This window comes from Bradyrhizobium sp. GW821-FHT12B03, assembly GCF_058807535.1.
This window is the reverse complement of record NZ_JBXAQU010000002.1, coordinates 277,660-297,344: the sequence shown is the minus strand read 5'-3', so window position 1 is coordinate 297,344 and position 19,685 is coordinate 277,660. Positions and strand designations below refer to the sequence as shown.

Annotated in this window: 16 protein-coding genes; 11 read left to right on the top strand and 5 right to left on the bottom strand. The window is 65.3% G+C overall.

The features are described from left to right. Window positions 1-31: 31 nt before the first annotated feature. Together AC1RUR_RS05430 and AC1RUR_RS05425 are read right to left on the bottom strand one after the other, a co-directional pair. Window positions 32-706: a response regulator transcription factor gene (locus AC1RUR_RS05430; protein ID WP_314944677.1), complete on the bottom strand. Its 675-nt coding sequence runs from the start codon at window positions 704-706 to the stop codon at window positions 32-34. A gap of 229 nt (window positions 707-935) precedes the next feature. After that, window positions 936-1,091 carry a hypothetical protein gene (locus AC1RUR_RS05425; RefSeq protein ID WP_492842065.1) on the bottom strand — a complete coding sequence of 52 codons (156 nt, stop codon included), beginning with the start codon at window positions 1,089-1,091 and terminating at the stop codon, window positions 936-938. A gap of 236 nt (window positions 1,092-1,327) precedes the next feature. On the opposite strand from AC1RUR_RS05425, the gene ku reads away from it, so the two are divergent. From ku to AC1RUR_RS05380, 9 genes are all read left to right on the top strand, one after another. Continuing rightward, the gene (gene ku, locus AC1RUR_RS05420; protein WP_492842064.1) at window positions 1,328-2,311 is read left to right on the top strand and encodes a non-homologous end joining protein Ku; all 984 of its coding nucleotides are present in this window, start codon (window positions 1,328-1,330) and stop codon (window positions 2,309-2,311) included. 58 nt (window positions 2,312-2,369) lie between these two features. Beyond that, on the top strand, window positions 2,370-2,606 hold the full coding sequence (locus AC1RUR_RS05415) for a hypothetical protein (protein ID WP_492842063.1): 237 nt from the start codon (window positions 2,370-2,372) through the stop codon (window positions 2,604-2,606). Between the two features lie 216 nt (window positions 2,607-2,822). Further along, window positions 2,823-3,005, top strand: coding sequence for a hypothetical protein (locus AC1RUR_RS05410; protein ID WP_492842062.1), 183 nt, complete (start codon window positions 2,823-2,825; stop codon window positions 3,003-3,005). A 191-nt stretch (window positions 3,006-3,196) separates the two neighbouring features. Next, the gene (locus AC1RUR_RS05405; RefSeq protein ID WP_492842061.1) at window positions 3,197-3,361 is read left to right on the top strand and encodes a Flp family type IVb pilin; all 165 of its coding nucleotides are present in this window, start codon (window positions 3,197-3,199) and stop codon (window positions 3,359-3,361) included. Between the two features lie 138 nt (window positions 3,362-3,499). After that, entirely contained in the window at window positions 3,500-5,041 is a 1,542-nt protein-coding gene (locus AC1RUR_RS05400) for a thymidine phosphorylase family protein (RefSeq protein ID WP_492842060.1), read from the top strand. After that, the gene (locus AC1RUR_RS05395) at window positions 5,038-5,958 is read left to right on the top strand and encodes a ribose-phosphate pyrophosphokinase (RefSeq protein ID WP_492842059.1); all 921 of its coding nucleotides are present in this window, start codon (window positions 5,038-5,040) and stop codon (window positions 5,956-5,958) included. Before AC1RUR_RS05400 ends, AC1RUR_RS05395 begins: the two co-directional genes overlap by 4 nt. Next, on the top strand, window positions 5,955-7,550 hold the full coding sequence (locus AC1RUR_RS05390; RefSeq protein WP_492842058.1) for an MBL fold metallo-hydrolase: 1,596 nt from the start codon (window positions 5,955-5,957) through the stop codon (window positions 7,548-7,550). Before AC1RUR_RS05395 ends, AC1RUR_RS05390 begins: the two co-directional genes overlap by 4 nt. Window positions 7,551-8,507: 957 nt before the next feature. Next, complete coding sequence (locus AC1RUR_RS05385) at window positions 8,508-8,918, top strand: hypothetical protein (RefSeq protein ID WP_492842057.1); 411 nt, start codon at window positions 8,508-8,510, stop codon at window positions 8,916-8,918. Window positions 8,919-9,027: 109 nt separating this feature from the next. Next, window positions 9,028-10,773: a thiamine pyrophosphate-requiring protein gene (locus AC1RUR_RS05380; RefSeq protein ID WP_492842056.1), complete on the top strand. Its 1,746-nt coding sequence runs from the start codon at window positions 9,028-9,030 to the stop codon at window positions 10,771-10,773. A gap of 326 nt (window positions 10,774-11,099) precedes the next feature. On the opposite strand, the gene AC1RUR_RS05375 is transcribed toward AC1RUR_RS05380, so the two are convergent. Continuing rightward, complete coding sequence (locus AC1RUR_RS05375; RefSeq protein WP_492842055.1) at window positions 11,100-11,999, bottom strand: toll/interleukin-1 receptor domain-containing protein; 900 nt, start codon at window positions 11,997-11,999, stop codon at window positions 11,100-11,102. A gap of 342 nt (window positions 12,000-12,341) precedes the next feature. On the opposite strand from AC1RUR_RS05375, the gene AC1RUR_RS05370 reads away from it, so the two are divergent. Continuing rightward, a complete protein-coding gene (locus tag AC1RUR_RS05370) occupies window positions 12,342-14,840 on the top strand; it encodes a GAF domain-containing sensor histidine kinase (RefSeq protein ID WP_492842054.1) in 2,499 nt (832 codons plus the stop codon). A gap of 5 nt (window positions 14,841-14,845) precedes the next feature. On the opposite strand, the gene AC1RUR_RS05365 is transcribed toward AC1RUR_RS05370, so the two are convergent. Continuing rightward, a complete protein-coding gene (locus tag AC1RUR_RS05365; RefSeq protein WP_492842053.1) occupies window positions 14,846-16,432 on the bottom strand; it encodes an MDR family MFS transporter in 1,587 nt (528 codons plus the stop codon). Window positions 16,433-16,588: 156 nt separating this feature from the next. Beyond that, window positions 16,589-17,104 (bottom strand): YcgN family cysteine cluster protein, encoded by a 516-nt coding sequence (locus tag AC1RUR_RS05360; RefSeq protein ID WP_492842052.1) that lies wholly within the window; start codon window positions 17,102-17,104, stop codon window positions 16,589-16,591. Window positions 17,105-17,399: 295 nt separating this feature from the next. Here AC1RUR_RS05360 and AC1RUR_RS05355 point away from each other — a divergent pair, with 295 nt between their 5' ends. Continuing rightward, a complete protein-coding gene (locus AC1RUR_RS05355; RefSeq protein WP_492842051.1) occupies window positions 17,400-19,685 on the top strand; it encodes a transglycosylase domain-containing protein in 2,286 nt (761 codons plus the stop codon).

The window sequence follows — 19,685 nt, the reverse complement described above, 5'->3', positions numbered from 1 at the left end:
CTGTTCGGCCTTCCGTCAAGACCAATGGGCCTCAAGCCCCCGGCGCGGACGGCGGGGTCAGGAGGTAGCCGAGGCCACGGACGGTCTGGATGATGTCGACGTCGAGCTTCTTGCGGATGCGGCCGACGAAGACCTCGATGGTGTTGGAGTCGCGGTCGAAGTCCTGGTCGTAGAGATGCTCGACCAGCTCGGTGCGGGACACCACGCGCCCCGAATGGTGCATCAGGTAGGCCAGAAGCCGATATTCGTGCGAGGTCATCTTGACGGGATTGCCTGAGACACTGACCCGGCCGGTCCTGGTGTCGAGGGTGACAGGGCCGCAGCTGAGCTCGCTCTGGGCATGGCCGGTGGAGCGGCGCAGCAGCGCACGGATGCGCGCCAGCACCTCCTCCAGATGGAACGGCTTTGCGACATAGTCGTCGGCGCCGGCATCGAAGCCCTGGACCTTGTCGCTCCAGCGGTCGCGCGCGGTCAGGATCAGGACCGGCATGGTGCGGCCGTTGCGGCGCCAGGCCTCCAGCACCGAGATGCCGTCCTTCTTCGGCAAGCCGATGTCGAGCACGACGGCATCGTACGGCTCGTTGTCGCCGAGATAGTGCCCCTCCTCCCCGTCGAAGGCGCGGTCGACGACGTAGCCGGCGTCGGTCAGCGCCTTGGTGAGCTGGCGATTGAGATCGGGGTCGTCCTCAACAACGAGCAGGCGCACGCTTCTCTCCAACGATAGGCCGCATGAACACCGCACCAGATGAGCAATTCCGGCGTGAACTGAATATGAACGCGGGGAACCGGCCGCGTTACTTTTTGGACATATACGACCTATCGCTCACCAACGCGACTGCGCCCGCCAGGCCAGCCGGACGAGCCGGCGGCATGGCGGGCGCAATGTGCCGCGTCAGGCGGCGAGTCGGAAGGTCCGGGACGCTCGGATCCGGCCGTCAGGTCCGGAAGAACACGAACCAGATGACGGCGAGGATCAGGATCGCAAGCCCGGTCGAGATGGCGAGCAGCGCCGCCACGGACGGCCCGGGCTCGCCCTGGCGCGCCTCGGTTGCAGTTTCGACGATCTGACGCTGCTCTCGCGTGGTTGCCATGGGGACCTCAATCTGTGGCTGTCGCCTCCGGTTGCCGCGACCTCCTCGCGGCCTGATGTCCCGAGCCAACGCCCGATCCGATATGATGTTCCGGCTGCCGCCGACGGGAGGGGCAGCAACCATGCGCCCGGCGACCGGTTAACACAGTTGCAAGATTCCACTTCCCGCCTTGCTATGATTCGATGTTCCCCGATGGTATCTTCGTCCGTCGGTCCCCGTTGCGTTTGGAGTAGCCCATGGCCCCCCGCGCCAATTGGAAGGGTTTTTTGCGTTTGTCGCTCGTGACCTGCCCGGTCGCGCTGTATCCAGCCACTTCGGATACCGAGAAGGTCTCCTTCAACCAGATCAACCGCAAGACCGGCCACCGGATCAAGTACCTCAAGGTCGACGCCGAGACCGGGGACGAGGTGACCTCCGAGGACATCGTCAAAGGCTACAAGGTCGACACCGACACCTATATCGAGGTCACCAAGGACGAGCTCGACGAGATCGCGCTCGACTCCACGCACACGATCGAGATCGACGAGTTCGTGCCGAAGACCGACATCGACAACCGCTACCTGATCCGTCCCTATTATCTCGTGCCGGATGGCAAGGTCGGCCATGACGCCTATGCGGTGATCCGCGAGACCATCCGCAGCATGGACAAGGTCGCGATCGGCCGCGTGGTGCTGACCAATCGCGAGCACATCATTGCGCTGGAGCCGCTCGAGAGCGGCCTGATGGGCACGCTGCTGCGCTACCCCTACGAGGTGCGCAGCGAGAAGGACTATTTCGACGACATCCAGGACGTGAAGCTGACGAAGGACATGCTCGACCTCGCCAAGCACATCGTCGAGAAGAAATCCGGCGCGTTCGAGCCCGAGCTGTTCGAAGATCATTACGAGGCCGCGCTGATCGATCTCATCAACAAGAAGCGCAGTGGCGCGCCGATCGCGGCCAAGGCAGCGCCGAAGTCGGGCGGCAACGTCATCAACCTGATGGACGCGCTGAAGAAGAGCCTCGCGGGCGAGAAGGACGCCGCGCCGGCGGCGAAGGTCGCCAAGGAGACCGTCAAGGGCAAGAAGCCGAAGAAGCGCGTCGAAGGCCAGCGCGAGATGCTGCTGCCGATATCCGGCAAGGGCGGCAAGGAGGCTGCGGCGAAGACGGCCCCCAAGGACGCCGCGAAAAAGGCCGACAAGCCAGTGCGCGCGCCGGCGCGGGCGAAGAAAGCCGGTTAGCAGCATCCGACCTGCGATCGCACCGTGATCTCTCCCCCCGCCGGTCGGCCGGCCTGACATGCCCTGGTCGGCGGCGTTCGACGATCCGATTTCGTTGCGCGATGGGCGCAAGCTGCGGACCCTGCAACAGGCGGCCGATCACATCATGCAGCTGCCGGAGGACGCGCAGCACGCGAGCCACTGGCAGACCGCGATCGAGACATTGATCCATGCGGCCGAAACGGGCGGCGGCTGGACGATGTTCGCCCGCATCGCGATGCTGCGGGCGCTGAACGCGGACGTCAGTCGCAAGTAGGCCGCCCCCGCCTCGCCACGCCTTGCAGAATCCGTCCTCCGCTCCCTTGCCGCCGAACTGACGCACAGCCTCAACAATCCGTTAAGCCGCACCATCGTTTCGGCGCCCGCGCGCCATTTGCGGGCAGCGCGTAATCCTACGGAAGACAAAATTAACCGTCGATTCCCGTTGTGTGCAGCAACGTCGCGCCGTCGATCGAACCAGGGTTTGCACGCGGTGCGGCAGCAGGACGCCAGAAAGAACTACATCGGCCTCGTGAGCGACACGACCGAAGACAAGCGTCTCGCCGACAGCGTCGCGCGGACTCAGCCGCGCGTCGTGAGCTATCTGGTCGGGCGCCTCGCCGCTGCGCTGAGGCGCTCCGGCAAGGCCGCACCCGGAGGGGCGATCAAGTCCTGAAAGGGACGACACCGTCAAATCGACCTGAATTGGGTGACGAAACCTTAAGTCAACGAATGCCAGCATATAAGGCCCGAGGTCGGGGGCCGGCCCGCCCGCACTTTGACGCGCGCTCTGCGAAAGTTAGTGAATCAATTTACCATTCCGAAAACGGCGCCAGCCTACGTTGGACGGATGAACAGGAGTTGACGATGGCATTGCTCAGGTCCTTTCTTGCCGATGAAAGTGCAGCCACCGCTATCGAGTATTGCCTGATCGCCGCCGGCATCGCGCTCGCGATCGTGACGATCGTGAACAACACGGGCAGCGCGCTCCTGAACAACAAGTTCAACTCGATCAACGCAGCCACGAAGTAGGCGGCATACCCGGCCGGATGCAGCCTTCCGGCGGCGGCGCGCAGGTCCGCCGGCGTCGCAGACCATGATCTGGGTCAACAGCACCGGGACAACGACGGCTAAGCATGGAGGTCGCGCTTCCTGCCTGCCGGCCTGTCCATGCAACCAGACCTCCCGCACTCCCGACTGAAGATCCGCCGCGTTCGGCTCGATACCGGCCGCGAGAACGTCGTCGTCATCTCCAGGCAGTCGAAGGCGCTGCGCGCGGAGATCTTTCGCGGCTTCAGCCGCGTCGAGCTCCGCCTCGATGGCAAGGTGCTGCTCGCGACCCTGCTGATCACGGACGACGACACCCTCGCCGCCCAGGACGAGATCGGCCTGTCCGAGCCCGCATTCCGCCGTTTTGCCGAACCGGTCGGCACACGCGTCACCGTGACGCCCGCCTCGCCTCCGGAGAGCCTGGAAGCGGTGCGCGCGAAGATCCGCGGACGAACCTTGAGCCAGGCGGAGATTGGCGCGATCATCAACGACCTCGCACATTATCGCTACTCCGACATGGAGATCGCCGCCTTCCTGATCGGTTCGGCGAGCTTCATCACCAGCGACGAGCTGCTGGCCCTCACCGGGGCGATGGCGCAGGTCGGCACACAGCTGGTCTGGCCGGACCCTGTCGTCGTCGACAAGCACTGCATCGGCGGCATTCCCGGCAACCGCACCTCGATGGTGGTGGTGCCGATCGTCGCCGCGCATGGCCTGCCGATTCCCAAGACCTCCTCGCGCGCCATCACCTCGCCCGCCGGCACCGCCGACACGATGGAGGTCCTGGCGCGGGTCAATGTCGGCGTCGAGGAGATGAAGGCGATCGTCTCGGCCTGCAATGGCTGCCTGATCTGGGGCGGCCACGTGAATTTGTCGCCGGCCGACGACGTGCTGATCTCGGTCGAACGCCCGCTGAGCCTCGACACCCGCGAGCAGATGGTCGCCTCGATCATGTCCAAGAAGATCGCGGCGGGCTCGACGCATCTGTTGATCGACATTCCGGTCGGCCCGACCGCGAAGGTCACCGGCGCCGTCGAGGCGATGCGGTTGCGGAAATTGTTCGAGTTCGTCGGCGACCGGTTCGGCCGCACCGTCGAGGTGATCACGACCGATGGAAGCCAGCCGATCGGCAACGGCATCGGGCCCGTGCTCGAGGCCAATGACGTGATGGCGGTGCTCGGCAACGATCCCGATGCGCCGCGCGACCTGCGCGAGAAGTCGCTGCGCCTCGCCGCGCATCTCTTGGAATACGATCCGAAGCTGCGCGGCGGCGCCGGCTATGCGCGGGCGCGCGAGCTGCTCGACAGCGGAGCGGCGCTGAAGCAGATGCAGAAGATCATCGACGCCCAGGGCCCCTCGACATGCAGCACCGAACTGGGATCGCTCAGCTTCGACGTCAAGGCAGCGCATGACGGCGTGGTGTCCGCGATCGACTGCCTGCGCCTCAATCGCCTCGCCCGCACCGCCGGCGCGCCGCTGGACAAGGGCGCGGGCATCCGCCTGTTCAGGAAGATCGGCGACCGCGTCGAGCAGGGCGAGCCACTCTACCGCGTCTACGCCTTCGACCGGCCCGAGCATGATCTGGCTGCCTCTGCCGCCGCGGCGGACAACGGCTATGCCGTCAACGGTCATGACGCCCTCCCGGGCAAGACCGCGTCGTGAGCACGGTCGCGTTCCAGACCCTGCCCTTCGGCACCGAAGCGGCGAAGCGTCTCGCGGCGCGGCTTGGGCTTGCCTGCGACGAGATCACCCTGCACCGCTTCCCGGACGGCGAACTGCGCGTCACGATCGCGCCGGCGGCAGACACCACCATTCTCTATGCCGCGCTCGATCAGCCCAACGACAAGCTGATCGCGCTGCTGTTTGCGGCGGAGGCGCTGCGACGCGGCGGCGCGAAGCGGCTGGTGCTGGTCGCGCCCTATCTCTGTTACATGCGGCAGGACACAGCGTTTCATGCGGGCGAGGCCATCAGCCAGCGCGTCATGGGCGGCCTGCTTGCGGAGATCGTGGACCGCATCGTCACCGTGGACGCGCATCTGCACCGCACGACCGACATCGCCGCCGTGTTTCCCGGCATCGAGGCCGAGAACCTGTCCGCGATGCCGGCGATCGCGAACGCGCTTGTCGCGGCCGGCATCGATCCCGCAACCGTCGTGATCGGCCCCGACGCCGAATCCGAGCCCTGGGTGAGAGATCTCGCGGAGCGGCTGGACTTGCAGCACACCGTCGCGCGAAAGATTCGGCACGGCGACCGCTCCGTGGAGATCGATTTTGCGGATGCCTCTCTGCTTGCTGGACGGCCGGCGCTGATGGTCGACGACATCGTCTCCTCCGGGGCCACGCTGACGGTTGCGGCAAAGACATTGCGCGCGATCGGCTCAAGCGCAGTCGATTCGGTCGTGACGCATGCGCTGTTTCCACCCGCGATGATCGCCGCGTTCACCGACGCGGGCATCCGCTCCATTCGCTCGAGCGACAGCGTGCCGCATCCGACCAACGCGATCGCGCTCCACGACATTCTGGCCGCAGCCCTCAGGCGCGAGCTCAACCCGACAGTTCCGCCGGAGACGACAGCATGAGCGTGACCGTTCGATTTTGCGGCGCCGCCCGCACCGTGACCGGCTCGAGCTATCTGTTCCAAACCGAAAAGGGACGCTTCCTGGTCGATTGCGGCCTGTTCCAGGGACAGAAGACGCTCAAGGCACTCAATTACGGCGCCTTTCCCTTCCGCCCCACCGACATCCAGGCGGTGCTGCTCACGCACGCCCATATCGACCACAGCGGATTGCTGCCGAAGCTCGTGCGCGAGGGTTTTGACGGCCCGATCCTGGCGACGCGCGGCACCATCGACCTCTGCTCCTGGATGCTGCCGGACGCCGGCAGTATCCAGGAGTCCGAGGTCGCACAGCTCAACCGGCGCAACGCGGCGCGTCGGCGGAATGAGGTCGCGCCGATCTACACGCAGGCCGACGCCACCGCCTCGCTGCAATCGTTCCGCCCGGTCGACTATGAGCGCTGGGCCGACGTGATCCCCGGCGTTCGCGCACGCTACTGGAACGCCGGCCACCTGCTCGGCTCCGCCTCGATCGAACTGGAATTCGACCAGGCCGGCCAACAGCGGCCGCTGCGCGTGCTGCTCTCCGGCGACGTCGGGCCGGAGGCAAAACTGCTGCAGCCCGATCCCCAGGCGCCAGTGGATCTCGACTACGTCATCTGTGAATCCACCTATGGCGACCGCGTGCGCGCCGTCACCACGCCCGAGCAGCGAAGGCAGCATCTCGCCAGCGAGATCCGCGATGCGGCTGCGGCCAAGGGTGCGCTGCTCATCCCCGCCTTCGCGGTCGAGCGGACCCAGGAGCTGATCGTCGACATCGTCCACCTGATGGAGCGCGGCGAAGTTCCGGCGGCGCCGATCTTCCTGGATTCCCCGCTCGCGATCCACGCGACCGAAGTCTTCCGTCAGCATGCCGCGAGCCTCGATCCCGGCGTCGATGTCGACCGCCTGCTCAACTCGCCGCATCTCAAATTCACCGAGACGGTTGCCGAGAGCAAGGCGATCATGCGGCTGACCGGCTTCCACATCATCATCGCCGCCAGCGGCATGTGCGATGCGGGCCGCATCCGCCATCACCTCAAGCGCTGGCTGTGGAACGAGCGCGCGACCGTGCTGCTCTCCGGCTTCCAGGCGCACGGCACGCTCGGCCGCTTCCTCCAGGACGGCGCCAAGGCCGTGCGGATCCAGGGCGAGGAGATCAGGGTCGCCGCCCGCATCCGCATGATCGACGAATATTCCGGACATGCCGACGCCGCCGGCATCGCCGGCTGGATCGCGGCGCGCCGCCCGATCGCGCGCGGCCTGTTCCTCACCCATGGCGAGCAGGACGCGATCGCCGGCCTTGCCGAACGGCTCGGCGAGCGCATCCTGTCGGCCGCGAAGATCTATCAACCGGTTCTGGACGACATCTACGAGCTCGCGGCCTCTGAACCGCGCGTCCTCGACGTCGACCATCGCCGCCGCCTGACGCCGGAGGCCGTCACGCATCTCGACTGGCACAACGAGATGTCGGAGCTGATGCTTGACATCAGCGACAAGGTCGCGGCCGCCGCCGACGACCGCGCCCGCGGCGTCATCATCCGCAGGCTGCGGCGGGCGTTGCTGGAGAAAGGGTAGTTTTGCACTGGATGTGATCGGAGGCACTGCCGTCTCCGCAATCTCGTCATTGCGAGCGCAGCGAAGCAATCCAGGAGTCTTTCCGCGGCGACAGTCTGGATTGCTTCGCTGCGCTCGCAATGACGGAGGGTTGGCGATCACATGACCCTTTCGTCTCGCATTTGCATTCGCTGACACACTTTCGCGTTCTCGCGGCGGTTTCGCCCGAGCTTTGCTCTCTGCTTTCGCCCTCATCGAAACAAGGGCGCAGGGAAGGCCGGGCGCCGGCTGGCACCCGCAGTCCCGCGTGTGCGAGAGAACGCGCACGGGGTGGACGACAGGTGTGCCGGTCGCCCGGCCTTCCCTGCGCGGATGGTTTTAACGGTGTCCTTCGTGCTCTCCCCGGGGAGCGATGCACTATTGCCCCCGTCACCCTGCCGATAGCTGATGCGCGCGCCCGGTTGGGCCGCCACATCACCGCAGGACTTGACGCACAGACCCCGGGCGTCAGGACCACACGACTTCTCCGTCCGCGCGCACCCCCATCCGCATCATCGACGGCTGGCGTGCGCTCGCCGTCGAAGCCGAACAAGGACGCTGTCAGCGCCGTGTCGTACCGCGCGTGCCGCTGCTCACGGTTTCCCGCCCTGCAGCCAACATCGCGCGCCGACGCCGTCGCGGCCACCGCACCCCAGCCCGCGTCCCGTGACGATCGCGAAACGCCCCTTGTGGCGGGCCGGGATGTCGCGACTTGTACGGCAAAATCGAATTTCTGTAAATACGAATATTTTGTGAATGGCGATTGACCCACCGCTAGGGTGTTTTGCCCGTCGGGCAACACAAGGGATCGTAGCCCGCATGGAGCGCTGCGAATCCGGAGCCTGGTTCCAACGGACACGGCGTCCCCGACTTGCGCTTCGCTCCATCCGGGCTACGGTGCTATCAATGATCAAACCGAAGCTTGCTTGAAGGACGCAGATGAGAAGCGCGACGCTCCTGGCTCTCAGCCTCATGCTTTTTGGCATCTGGCCGCACGACGGCGCGAGAGGACAGACCTCGTCCACGCCGCCGGTTTCGCTCGCGCCGCCCAAGGCATCGCCGCCACGGGCAAACGCCAGGAATTCCCCGGCAACGTCCGACAGAGTGTCATCGACACCAGCAACGGGCGGACTTCCCCATGCACCGAATCCTGCCGCCGACTATGATGGCTTCACTGTCGGCAGCGAAGACAATGATGCTCCGGATCAGGCGACGCGGTCCATGACGTCACGCGCAGCAAGGGGCTTCAAGTCCAGTCCGGTTCCAAAAGACACGGCGGCTCAGCAATTGATCGATCAGGAAGATGAGGCGTTGAAGCGCAAGCTGACAATCTGCCAGAGCTGCAAATAGGAAGGTTTGGTAGCCCGGATGGAGCGCAGCGAAATCCGGGAGAGACGGCTCCGCGGATACGGTTTTCCGGATTGCACTTCGCTCCATCCGGGCTGCGGCGGCTCGCTGCATGGCTGATCTACCGCGACTGTCGCCCGGCCGCGCTTTACCGTCCTCCAATTTCCTGATCCTCTCTCCGCAATCGGCCGGAGCAACCGGCCTCCCCAGGGAGAGAGACGCCATGAAGCTCGGCACCGCCATTGCGGAAATCATGCGGCGCGAGGGGATCGAGATCCTCTGCGGCTATCCGGTCAACCACCTGATCGAGCATGCGGCGAAGGCCGAGATCCGCCCCGTCATGGTGCGGCAGGAACGCGTCGGCATCCACATGGCGGACGCGATCTCGCGGGTGACGTCGGGACGCACGATCGGTGCGTTCTGCATGCAGCACGGCCCCGGCGCGGAGAACGCGATGGGCGGCGTCGCGCAGTGCTTTGGCGAATCCGTGCCCGTGCTGGTGCTGCCGATGGGATATCAGCGCCGGCTTTCGCATATCGAGCCGAACTTCAATTCCAGCGAGGCCATGAAGCCGTTCGCGAAATCGTCCGAGCCGATCATCCTGGCCGCGGAAGTCGGCAACATCTTTCGCCGCGCCTTCACCAAGCTGAAGAACGGCCGCGGCGGGCCCGTCATCGTCGAAATACCTGCCGACATGTGGAACGAGGAGGTGCCGGAGCCGCTCAACTACACGCCGGTGCTGCGCACGCGCTACGGCGCCGACCCCCTGCATGTGAAGGAAGCGGCCGCCCTGCTCGTCAACGCCAAACGGCCGGTGATCTATGCCGGCCAGGGCGTGCACTACGCGCAGGCATGGCCACAACTGAGGCGGCTTGCGGAACGTCTCGCGATTCCCGTCACCACGAGCTTAGGGGGCAAGTCGTCGTTTCCGGAGACACATCCGCTCTCGCTCGGCTCCGGCGGCCTTGCGGTGCCGCGCGCGGTGCCGAAGTTCCTCGGCGAGGCCGACGTCATCTTCGGCATCGGCTGCTCGTTCACGGAAACGAACTTCGGCATCGCGATGCCGAAGGGCAAGACCATCATCCATTCCACGCTCGATCCCAACCATCTCAACAAGGACGTCGAGGCCAGGATCGGCCTGGTGGGCGACGCCGGCCTGGTGCTCGATGCGCTGCTGGAGGAGATCGGCAAGACCGTCACGAAGGACCGCGACGCCTCGGCGGTGGCGGCCGAGATCGCAGCCTCGCACAAGGAGTGGCTGGCGAAATGGATGCCGAAGCTGACCAGCAACGACGCGCCGCTGAGCCCCTACCGCGTGCTGTGGGATCTGCAGCACACCGTCGACATCGACAACACCATCATCACGCATGATGCCGGCAGCCCGCGCGACCAGCTCTCGCCGTTCTGGAAGGCCGTGGAACCGCTCTCCTATCTCGGCTGGGGCAAGACGACGCAGCTCGGCTACGGCCTTGGCCTCGCGATGGGCGCCAAGCTCGCAAGGCCCGACAAGCTCTGCATCAATGTCTGGGGCGATGCGGCCATTGGCTTTACCGGCATGGATTTCGAGACCGCGGTGCGCGAGCGCATCCCGATCATGTCGATCCTGCTCAACAATTTCTCGATGGCGATCGAGTTGAAGGTGATGCCGATCTCGACCGAGAAATATCGCTCGACCGACATTTCCGGCGACTATGCCGCGATGGCGCGCGCCTTCGGCGGCTACGGCGAGCGCGTGACCAGGCCGGAGGACATCATCCCCGCGATCAGGCGCGGCATCCAGAAGACGCAGGAAGGTGTCCCTGTGCTGCTGGAGTTCATCACCAGCAAGGAGACCGAGGTGTCGCGACCGGGAACGTGAGCGAGATCGGTTAGTGACCACATCTCAACGCATAGGGATCTCTCACGGAAATCTTGTCGGTTTCGCGGAGTCGAGAAATCAATCCGCAGGCGAAGGTCGGCACACACGAGCATTCACCGACCGCGTGCTCCAGCGATCGAAATCGTCTGGGATCGCAGCCCGCGTGCGCCAGCAAATAATTCTGCTGGGCTGGAGGCAAGCCCTTCAGGGTTCCATATACCTTTGCAATGACGTCTTGTTGCCGAGGGTCGCCAGCGCAGCTCTCCGCAATGGCCGACGCCGGCAAAACGACCGCCAATAGTGTCCCTGCAACAAAAGTGCGAAGTCTATGCATGGGAGCCTCCCGCCGCGGCTATGCTCTCTATGCTCCGCAGCACTCCCGGAGCCTTGGGATAAGCGAGGATCAGGAGGGTCATGATCGAGAGAGGACTTCGGCTCGCTAGACCGAGCAAGACCTCCGCCCAGAACGATTCTTCCTGGCCAGCCAGATGAGCTTGAGGCTCTGGAACTTTTCGGTCCGCAAAGCGGACTTCATCGATCTCATACAAGATCTCATTTGCATGTCTGACCAATTCTTCGATTTCGCTGTAGGCAATTTCTCCTGCCAGATAGGCTGGAAGACTTACATTTAGAATTTCAACGCTGATGCGATCGGGCAGCCGTGCAGCAAGAGTGGCGAGATTGGCTCGAATGGTCTTCTCATCTTCGACGATCCACTCCAAGGGAGGTTCGGGCGTTGGCGTTGGCGGCGGCGATCGACCAGGCTCACCAATCAAGCTCGAACGCAGCGCCTTGAGCTGCTCGAATCTCTCCTTCTCCGACAAGCATGCAAACGCCTTCGGACGGCCGCCTACGACCGGCCAGAAGTGAGCATCCTTGATGAATCTGGCGCCGTCACCTTCAAAGAATATCGGCCAGTTTTGGCCCCTGATCAGCATTGGCATCACCAATGCGCCGCCAGAACTCGCCCGTCCTCTTATGATGGGAAGCTCTCTAGACCGAACGTAATCAGACTTGATGAAGTCATCGGAGATCGCGAGCAGGATGTGCGTGGCAGTTCTCAGGTGACGTTCGATCTCGGCGTCCCAAAGTTGTCCGGCACGGATTTCGCCGTCGTGAAAGACGGAGATCCTGTCATCACGTTGTAGTTCATCAAGAACGAATTTGATCGGCGCGACGAGCTCAATGTCCTCGTGCGAATAGCTCAGAAAGACGCTCGGCGTCATGATCTTCTGCCCGGTGTCAAATAGGCATGAAATGAATAGCTGGCAAAGTCCGTATTTTCACATCGTAATATCCACTGGTTGTATCGTCAATTGACGACACGTCGCAGGTAGCGCCGGTCGCCGACAGAAGCCAGGTTAGCGCGCTCGGAGCTATCGCGAGCGGGTGGAGAGTCCGGGAGACATCATCCCCGCAATCAGGCGCAGCATCCGGAAGACGCCGAGGTGTCGCGGCCGGGCACGCGGGCCCCGCCGGGGCTGGGCCGCAAGCGCTGGCTCCAGCCGCAGAAGATGTGATAATCCGGCCCGGTGCCACGCAGGTCGCGGCATCGAGCCGGATTTGGAATGACCACCCTTTCGAACGAGACCGAGCAACTCCAGCGCCGCGTGCAGTCGGCCACAGCCGAGAACGCGCGACTGCGCAGCGAGCTTGCGATTGCGCGGGATCGCCAGAGCGCCAGCGCCGAGATCCTGCGCACCATCGCAGCTTCGCCCTCCGATGCGCGGCCGGTGTTCGCTGCGATCGCGTCCAGCTCAAAACGCCTGCTCGGCGGCTTCTCCGCCACCGTGCTCCAGTTCATCGGCGACGAGCTGCATCTCGTGGCCTATACGCCGACCAGTCCCGAAGCCGACGAGGGGTTGAAGGCTTCGTTCCCACGCAAGATCGCCGACTTCCCGACCTTCGCGCTGGTGCGCGGCGGCGAGACGATTCAGTTTCCCGACAGCGAGGCCGCCGACGTTCCCGCACTGAACCGCGAGCTGGCGCGACTGCGCGGCTTCCGCAGCGTGCTGTTCATGCCGCTGATGAACCGCGGCACGCCGGTCGGCATGATCAGCGTCACCCGCGCCGTAACAGGCGCGTTCGCGCCAGACCTCGTGCAGTTGCTGCAGACTTTTGCCGACCAGGCCGTGATCGCGATCGAGAATGCGCGGCTGTTCAACGAAACGCGCGAGGCGCTGGAACGGCAGACCGCCACGGCGGACATTTTGAAGGTGATGGCGGGCTCGCCGTCAGACGTGCGGCCGGTGTTCGATGCCATCGCCACCAACGCCAACCGGCTGATCAGCGGCTTCTCCACCGCGGTGCTGCGCTACATCGACGGCGCGGCGCATCTTGCCGCGTTCACGCCGACCGATCCGGCCGGCGATCGCGTGCTCCAGGCTTCGTTCCCGGTGCCGTTCGCGCAATTCCCGGCCTACCGGCTCGTGGCCGATGGCACCGCCGCGCAACTGCCCGACACCGAGCTCGAGCCGGCCGCACGCGACATCGCGCGCGCCCGCGGCTACCGCGCCATGTTGTTCGCGCCGCTGATGAGCGAGGGCGAGGCGATCGGCGTCATCATCGCCACGCGCCGGGAAACCGGCGCGTTCGGCGAGCACCATGTCAGGCTGCTCCAGACCTTCGCCGACCAGGCGGTGATCGCGATCAAGAATGTCAGCCTGTTCAACACGACCCGGGAAGCGCTGGAACGGCAGACCGCGACCGCCGACATCCTCAAGGTGATCGCGGCTTCGCCGGCGGATGTCACGCCGGTGTTCCAGGCGATCTCGGACAGCGCCAAGGCGCTGGTCGGCGGACACTCCTCCACCGTCACACGCCTCATCGACGGCATGCTGCACCTGGCCGCCTTCACCACCGACAACGAAGCCGGCAACGCGGAGCTGCTGGGCTCCTTCCCGGCGCCCGTGTCGTCATCGGGCATCCACAGCCGGGTGGCGGCGAGCGGAGAATATGCGTTCCGCAGTGACATGCAGAACGAAGCCGATCTCGCGGACGCCATGAAGGAGCTGGCGCGGACGCGGGGCTATCGCAGCATCCTCGTCGTCCCCATGCTGCGCGACGGCGTTGCCATCGGCACCATCGCGGTGACGCAGCCGCAGGCCGGCCGTTTCCCGGACAAGGCGATCAACCTGCTCAAGACCTTCGCCGATCAGGCCGTGATCGCCATCGAGAACACACGGCTGTTCAACGAGGTGCAGGACCGCACGCGGGAGCTCGCCAGATCGCTCGACGATTTGCGCGCCGCGCAGGACCGGCTGATCCAGACCGAGAAGCTTGCATCCCTCGGCCAGCTCACCGCCGGCATCGCGCATGAGATCAAGAACCCGCTCAACTTCGTCAACAATTTCGCCTCGCTCTCCGCCGAGCTGACGGGCGAGCTGAGCGCGGTGCTGGCGCCGGTGCCGCTCGCGAACGACGTCCGTGCGGAGATCGACGAACTAACCGCGCTCCTGAATGACAATCTTGAGAAGGTGGTGCAGCATGGACGGCGCGCCGATTCCATCGTCAAGAACATGCTGCTGCATTCGCGCGAGGGCGGCGGCGAGCATCGGCTGAGCGACATCAATGCGCTGGTCGAGGAGAGCCTCAACCTCGCCTATCACGGCGCGCGCGCCGAGACGCCGCAGTTCGACGTGACGCTGCGGCGCGAGCTCGATCCTTCAGCCGGGTCTGCCGAGGTGTTTCCGCAGGAGATCACCAGGGTGCTGCTGAACCTGGTCTCGAACGGTTTTCATGCGGTGACCAGGCGCAAGGCGGAGAGCGGCGCCGCCAGTTACGAGCCGGTGGTGGTGGCCGCAACGCGCGACCGCGGCGACACGATCGAGATCCGCATCCGCGACAACGGCACCGGCATTGCGGACGAGGTGAAGGCAAAAATGTTCAACCCGTTCTTCACCACCAAGCCGGCCGGCGAAGGCACCGGCCTCGGGCTGTCGATGAGCCACGACATCGTGGTCAAGCAGCACGGCGGCACGATCGACGTCGCGACCGAGCCCGGCAAGTTCACCGAATTCACGATTCTGCTGCCGCGCAAGAGCAGCTTTCCGGACGGAGGCGGCTAGGTCCCCTACTCCGCCATCTCCACCTGCGTTGCGACGGTGGGACCGGCCAGCGGCCGCTCCTCCATCATGATCAGGCAGAGCGAGGCAGTGGTCATCAGCGCGGTGGCGGCGCCGAAGACGTAGCGGAAGGCGTGCCGCATGTCGTCGGCGGGGATCGCGGGGATGCTGCCCGCGGCGTGATGCTCGCCGGCGAGCGGAATGTCGGCGCCGAGCGCGATCAGCAGGATGGCGGCGAAGGCCGCGACCGTGAACGAGGACATCAGCGAGCGGAAGAAGTTCATCGCGCCGGTGATGGTGCCGACTTGCGGACGCGCCACCGAATTCTGCAGCGAGACCACGCAGACCGGGAACGTGGTGCCGAGGCCGAGCGCGAACGCCGCCATCAGCGTCAGGAGGCCCCACAGCGGCAAGGTGGTGAGCGTCAGGCCCAGTGCGCAGATCGCGGCCCAGGATGTGCCGACGATGGCGACGCGCTTGTAGTGTTTTGCACGCGCCATGGTGCGGCCGGCGATCGCCGCGCCGCAGGTCGAGACCGCCGCGAGCGGGATCAGCGCAAGGCCGGCCTCGCTGGCGCTGAGGTGATAGACCGACTCGTAATAGAGCGGCAGCTGCACGGTGAGGCCCGTGATCGCGCCGAGCCCGCAGCCGCCGGCCGTCAGCGCGAACGGCGCCACCGATCCCGTCAGCAGCTTCAGCGGCAGGAACGGCTCGTCGGCGCGGCGCGCGTGCCAGACGAAGGTGACCGCGAGCGCGACAGCGCCGCCGACCATCGCAATCACGGTCGGCGACAGCCACGGATAACGCGTGCCGCCCCAGGTCAACACCAGCATGAAGACGACGGCGGAGGCCATCAGCAGCACGCCGCCGAGCCAGTCGACCTTGCGCTTGCGGTGAAACACCGGGATCTTCTTCATCTTCGGCAGCAGCATCGCGATCGCAGCCGCCGCGAGCGGCAGGTTGATCCAGAAGATCATCGACCAGTGCAGATGCTCGGCGAACACGCCGCCGATGACCGGGCCGAGGATGCCGCCGACCATCCAGACGCTGGAGAAATAGGCCTGGTACTGGCCGCGCTCGCGCGGGCTCACGACGTCGGAGATCACCGTCTGCACGACGGGCATGATGCCGCCGCCGCCGAGGCCCTGCAGGCCGCGCGCCAGAATCAGCATCGGCATGTTCGGCGCGATCGCGCACAGCACCGAGCCCGCCACGAACAGGCTGAGCGAGATGATGATCATGACGCGGCGGCCGTAGATGTCGCTGAGCGTGCCGAACACCGGCGCGACCGCGGTCGAGGCAAGCAGATAGGCCGTGATCACCCAGGACAGGTTCGAGACGTCCTGGAACTGGCGCCCGATCGTCGGCAGCGCGGTCGCCACGATGGTCTGATCGAGCGCTGCCAGGAACATCGTCAGCATCAGGCTGATGACGATGGTGCGGACCTCGTCGGAGGTCAGCGGCACCGGGGGCGCGATCGACGGCGCGTCATCGACGCTGATGACCTCGCTCGGAAGGCGGGACAGCTCTTCGGCGATATCGTCGGGCAACACCTGAATGTCGGCAGAACTGCTCTGCCGGTCGAACTTGTTCATCTCGATCGGAAGCCGTGGGGCGGCGCAACGCCGCGAAGGATTCGTTCTATGCAGTCCAATGTAGACAGCAAAGTTCTTCCCAGGCAGGCACCGCGGCGCATGGGTGCATCCCGCCGCCGGGTCATCCCAAACACGTGATGCGAGGCGGGCGGCGGATCAGTCCTTCGGGCGTCGCTTCAGGCGTGCCCGTCTCGGCAGCATGGCCGGCCATTGCACGATGTGGTCCTCGAGCTCGTCGTCCGGAATCTCCACCTCGCTGCCCTCGACCCGGCCGCGCACGGAGACGCCGGCCTCATGCACGGTGTCGGGATCGCCTGACACCAGCGGATGCCACCAATAGAGGTCGCGTCCCTCGGCGACGAGCTTGTAGCCGCAGCTCGGCGGCAGCCAGTTCAGGGTGCGGACATTGGCCGGGGTCAGGCGGACGCAGTCCGGAACCTTGTCGGAACGATTCGGGTAGTCCTTGCAGCCGCAGGTCGCCCCATCGAGCAGCTTGCAGCCGACATGGGTGAAATAGATCTGGCCGGTATCCTCATCCTCGAGCTTGTTCAGGCAGCAGCGGCCGCAGCCGTCGCACAGACTCTCCCATTCATCCCCCGACATCTCTTCCAACGTCTTGGTTTTCCAGAAGAATCCTTCCTGGCCTGAAGGTCGTTTGGGAGCTGCGGTCATGCGCCTCAACAAGATTCGAAAGAGCTACGGCTGACCCCATCTAGGGCGAGCGGCTACGATGCTGCAAGCAACGCCCCCAAGAGGCCCGTATTGAACCGGGGTTCAATTAGTCCTGTTGTTCAAAATCGCGAGCCTGACCATTGGTTTATAGGCCTTGCTCGGCTAGAAGGAACAGCAAGTCCCCAAAGGACGCGAACCGGGCGCCTTGGGTTTGCCGCAACATTCCCGCAAGACGTCTCGATGCCGCCCCGGCCGGGTGCTTGAACGCTTTCGAACCGAGCCTCAAGGGTTCTAGGTGCGCCAGATCATACCACCGCATTGGAAGCAGAAGGTCCGGAATTTCTTCCTGGACCTCGATGCGCGCATCGACTCCTCGCTGTTCTCCTCGGCCAAGGGCATCCGCGAGCTCTACGAGCGCTACTCGACCTTCATGGACCGCTTCTATGTCGGTCGGTGGAAGCGCTGGGTGTTCATCGAGCCGCTGTCGGAGGCCGCAACCCTCGGGCTCGGCGGCCTGGTGCTGATGCTCACGCTCGCCATCCCCGCCTTCCGCGAGACCGCGGACGAGGACTGGCTGAAGAAGTCCGACCTCGCGGTGAGCTTCCTCGACCGCTACGGCAACCCGATCGGCAGCCGCGGCATCAAGCACAACGACTCGATCCCGCTGGAAGATTTTCCTGATGTCCTGATCAAGGCGACGCTGGCGACCGAAGACCGCCGCTTCTACGAGCATTTCGGCATCGACATCGCCGGCACCGCGCGCGCGCTCGTCACCAACGCTCAGGCCGGCGGCGTCCGCCAGGGCGGCTCCTCGATCACCCAGCAGCTCGCCAAGAACCTGTTCCTCAGCAACGAGCGCACCATCGAGCGCAAGGTCAACGAGGCCTTCCTCGCGGTCTGGCTGGAATGGCGCCTGACCAAGAACGAGATCCTCAAGCTCTATCTGGACCGCGCCTATATGGGCGGCGGCACCTTCGGCGTCGACGGCGCGGCGCATTTCTACTTCAACAAGTCGGCGCGCGACGTGACGCTTGCGGAAGCCGCGATGCTCGCCGGCCTGTTCAAGGCGCCGACCAAATACGCCCCGCACATCAACCTGCCTGCCGCCCGCGCCCGCGCCAACGTCGTGCTCGACAACCTCGTCGATGCCGGCTTCATGACCGAGGGCCAGGTGTTCGGCGCCCGCCGCAATCCCGCCTTTGCGGTCGACCGCCGCGACGAGGCTTCGCCGAACTACTATCTCGACTACGCCTTCGACGAGATGCGCAAGCTGGTCGACACCTTCCCGAAGTCCTACACCGAACGGGTCTTCGTGGTGCGCCTCGCGATCGACGCCAACGTGCAGAAGGCCGCTGAAGACGCCATCGAAAACCAGCTGCGCCAGTTCGGCCGCGACTATCACGCGACGCAGGCCGCGACCGTGGTGTCCGATCTCGACGGCGGCATCCGCGCCATGGTCGGCGGCCGCGACTACGGCGCCAGCCAGTTCAACCGCGCCACCGACGCCTACCGCCAGCCCGGCTCCTCGTTCAAGCCTTACGTCTACACCACCGCGCTTCTGAACGGGTTCACGCCAAACTCGATCGTGGTCGACGGCCCGGTCTGCATCGGCAATTGGTGCCCGCAGAATTATGGCCATTCCTATTCCGGCGCGGTGACGCTGACGCAGGCGATCACGCGCTCGATCAACGTCGTGCCCGTCAAGCTGTCGATCGCGATCGGACAGAAGAACGAGCCCAAGGCGCAGAACCCCGCCAAGGTCGGCCGCGCCAAGATCGTCGAGGTCGCCCGCCGCTTCGGCCTCAAGGCACCGCTGCCCGACACGCCGTCGCTGCCGATCGGCTCGGACGAAGTCACCGTGCTCGAGCACGCCGTCGCCTACGCGACCTTCCCCAACAGGGGCCGGGCGGTAACGCCGCATTCGGTGCTGGAGGTGCGCACCGGCGCAGGCGACCTGGTCTGGCGCTGGGACCGCGACGGCCCGAAGCCGCGGCAGGCCATTCCGCCGAACATCGCCGCCGACATGGCGGGCATGATGAGCCACGTCGTCAGCGAAGGCACCGCGCGCCGCGCGGCGCTGGACGGCATTCCGACCGCGGGCAAGACCGGCACGACGAATGCTTATCGCGACGCCTGGTTCGTCGGCTACACCGGCAATTTCACCTGCGCGGTCTGGTACGGCAATGACGACTACTCGCCGACCAACCGCATGACCGGCGGCTCGCTGCCGGCGCAGACCTGGCACGACATCATGGTCGCGGCGCATCAGGGCGTCGAGGTTCGGGAAATTCCCGGCATCGGCATGGGCCAGAAGCTGCCGCCACAGCCGATGGCAGCGCAGGCCAATGCCGCGCCGAAGGTGCTGGAGACCAAGCCCGGTCCGCCGCCCGTGCTGACCAAGCGCGGCGCCGACATCCTGGTGCGCGTCGAGAAGCTGCTGGATGACGCGGCCAAGACCGCGAACAAGTCGGCCGCCAACGACGGCAAGTCCGCCAAGCCGGCCTCGTCCACGAGCGCGCTCGCCTTCCCGCAGAACTATGCGGAAGAGAATGCGAACGCATCCGCCCCGCGCAAGAACTGA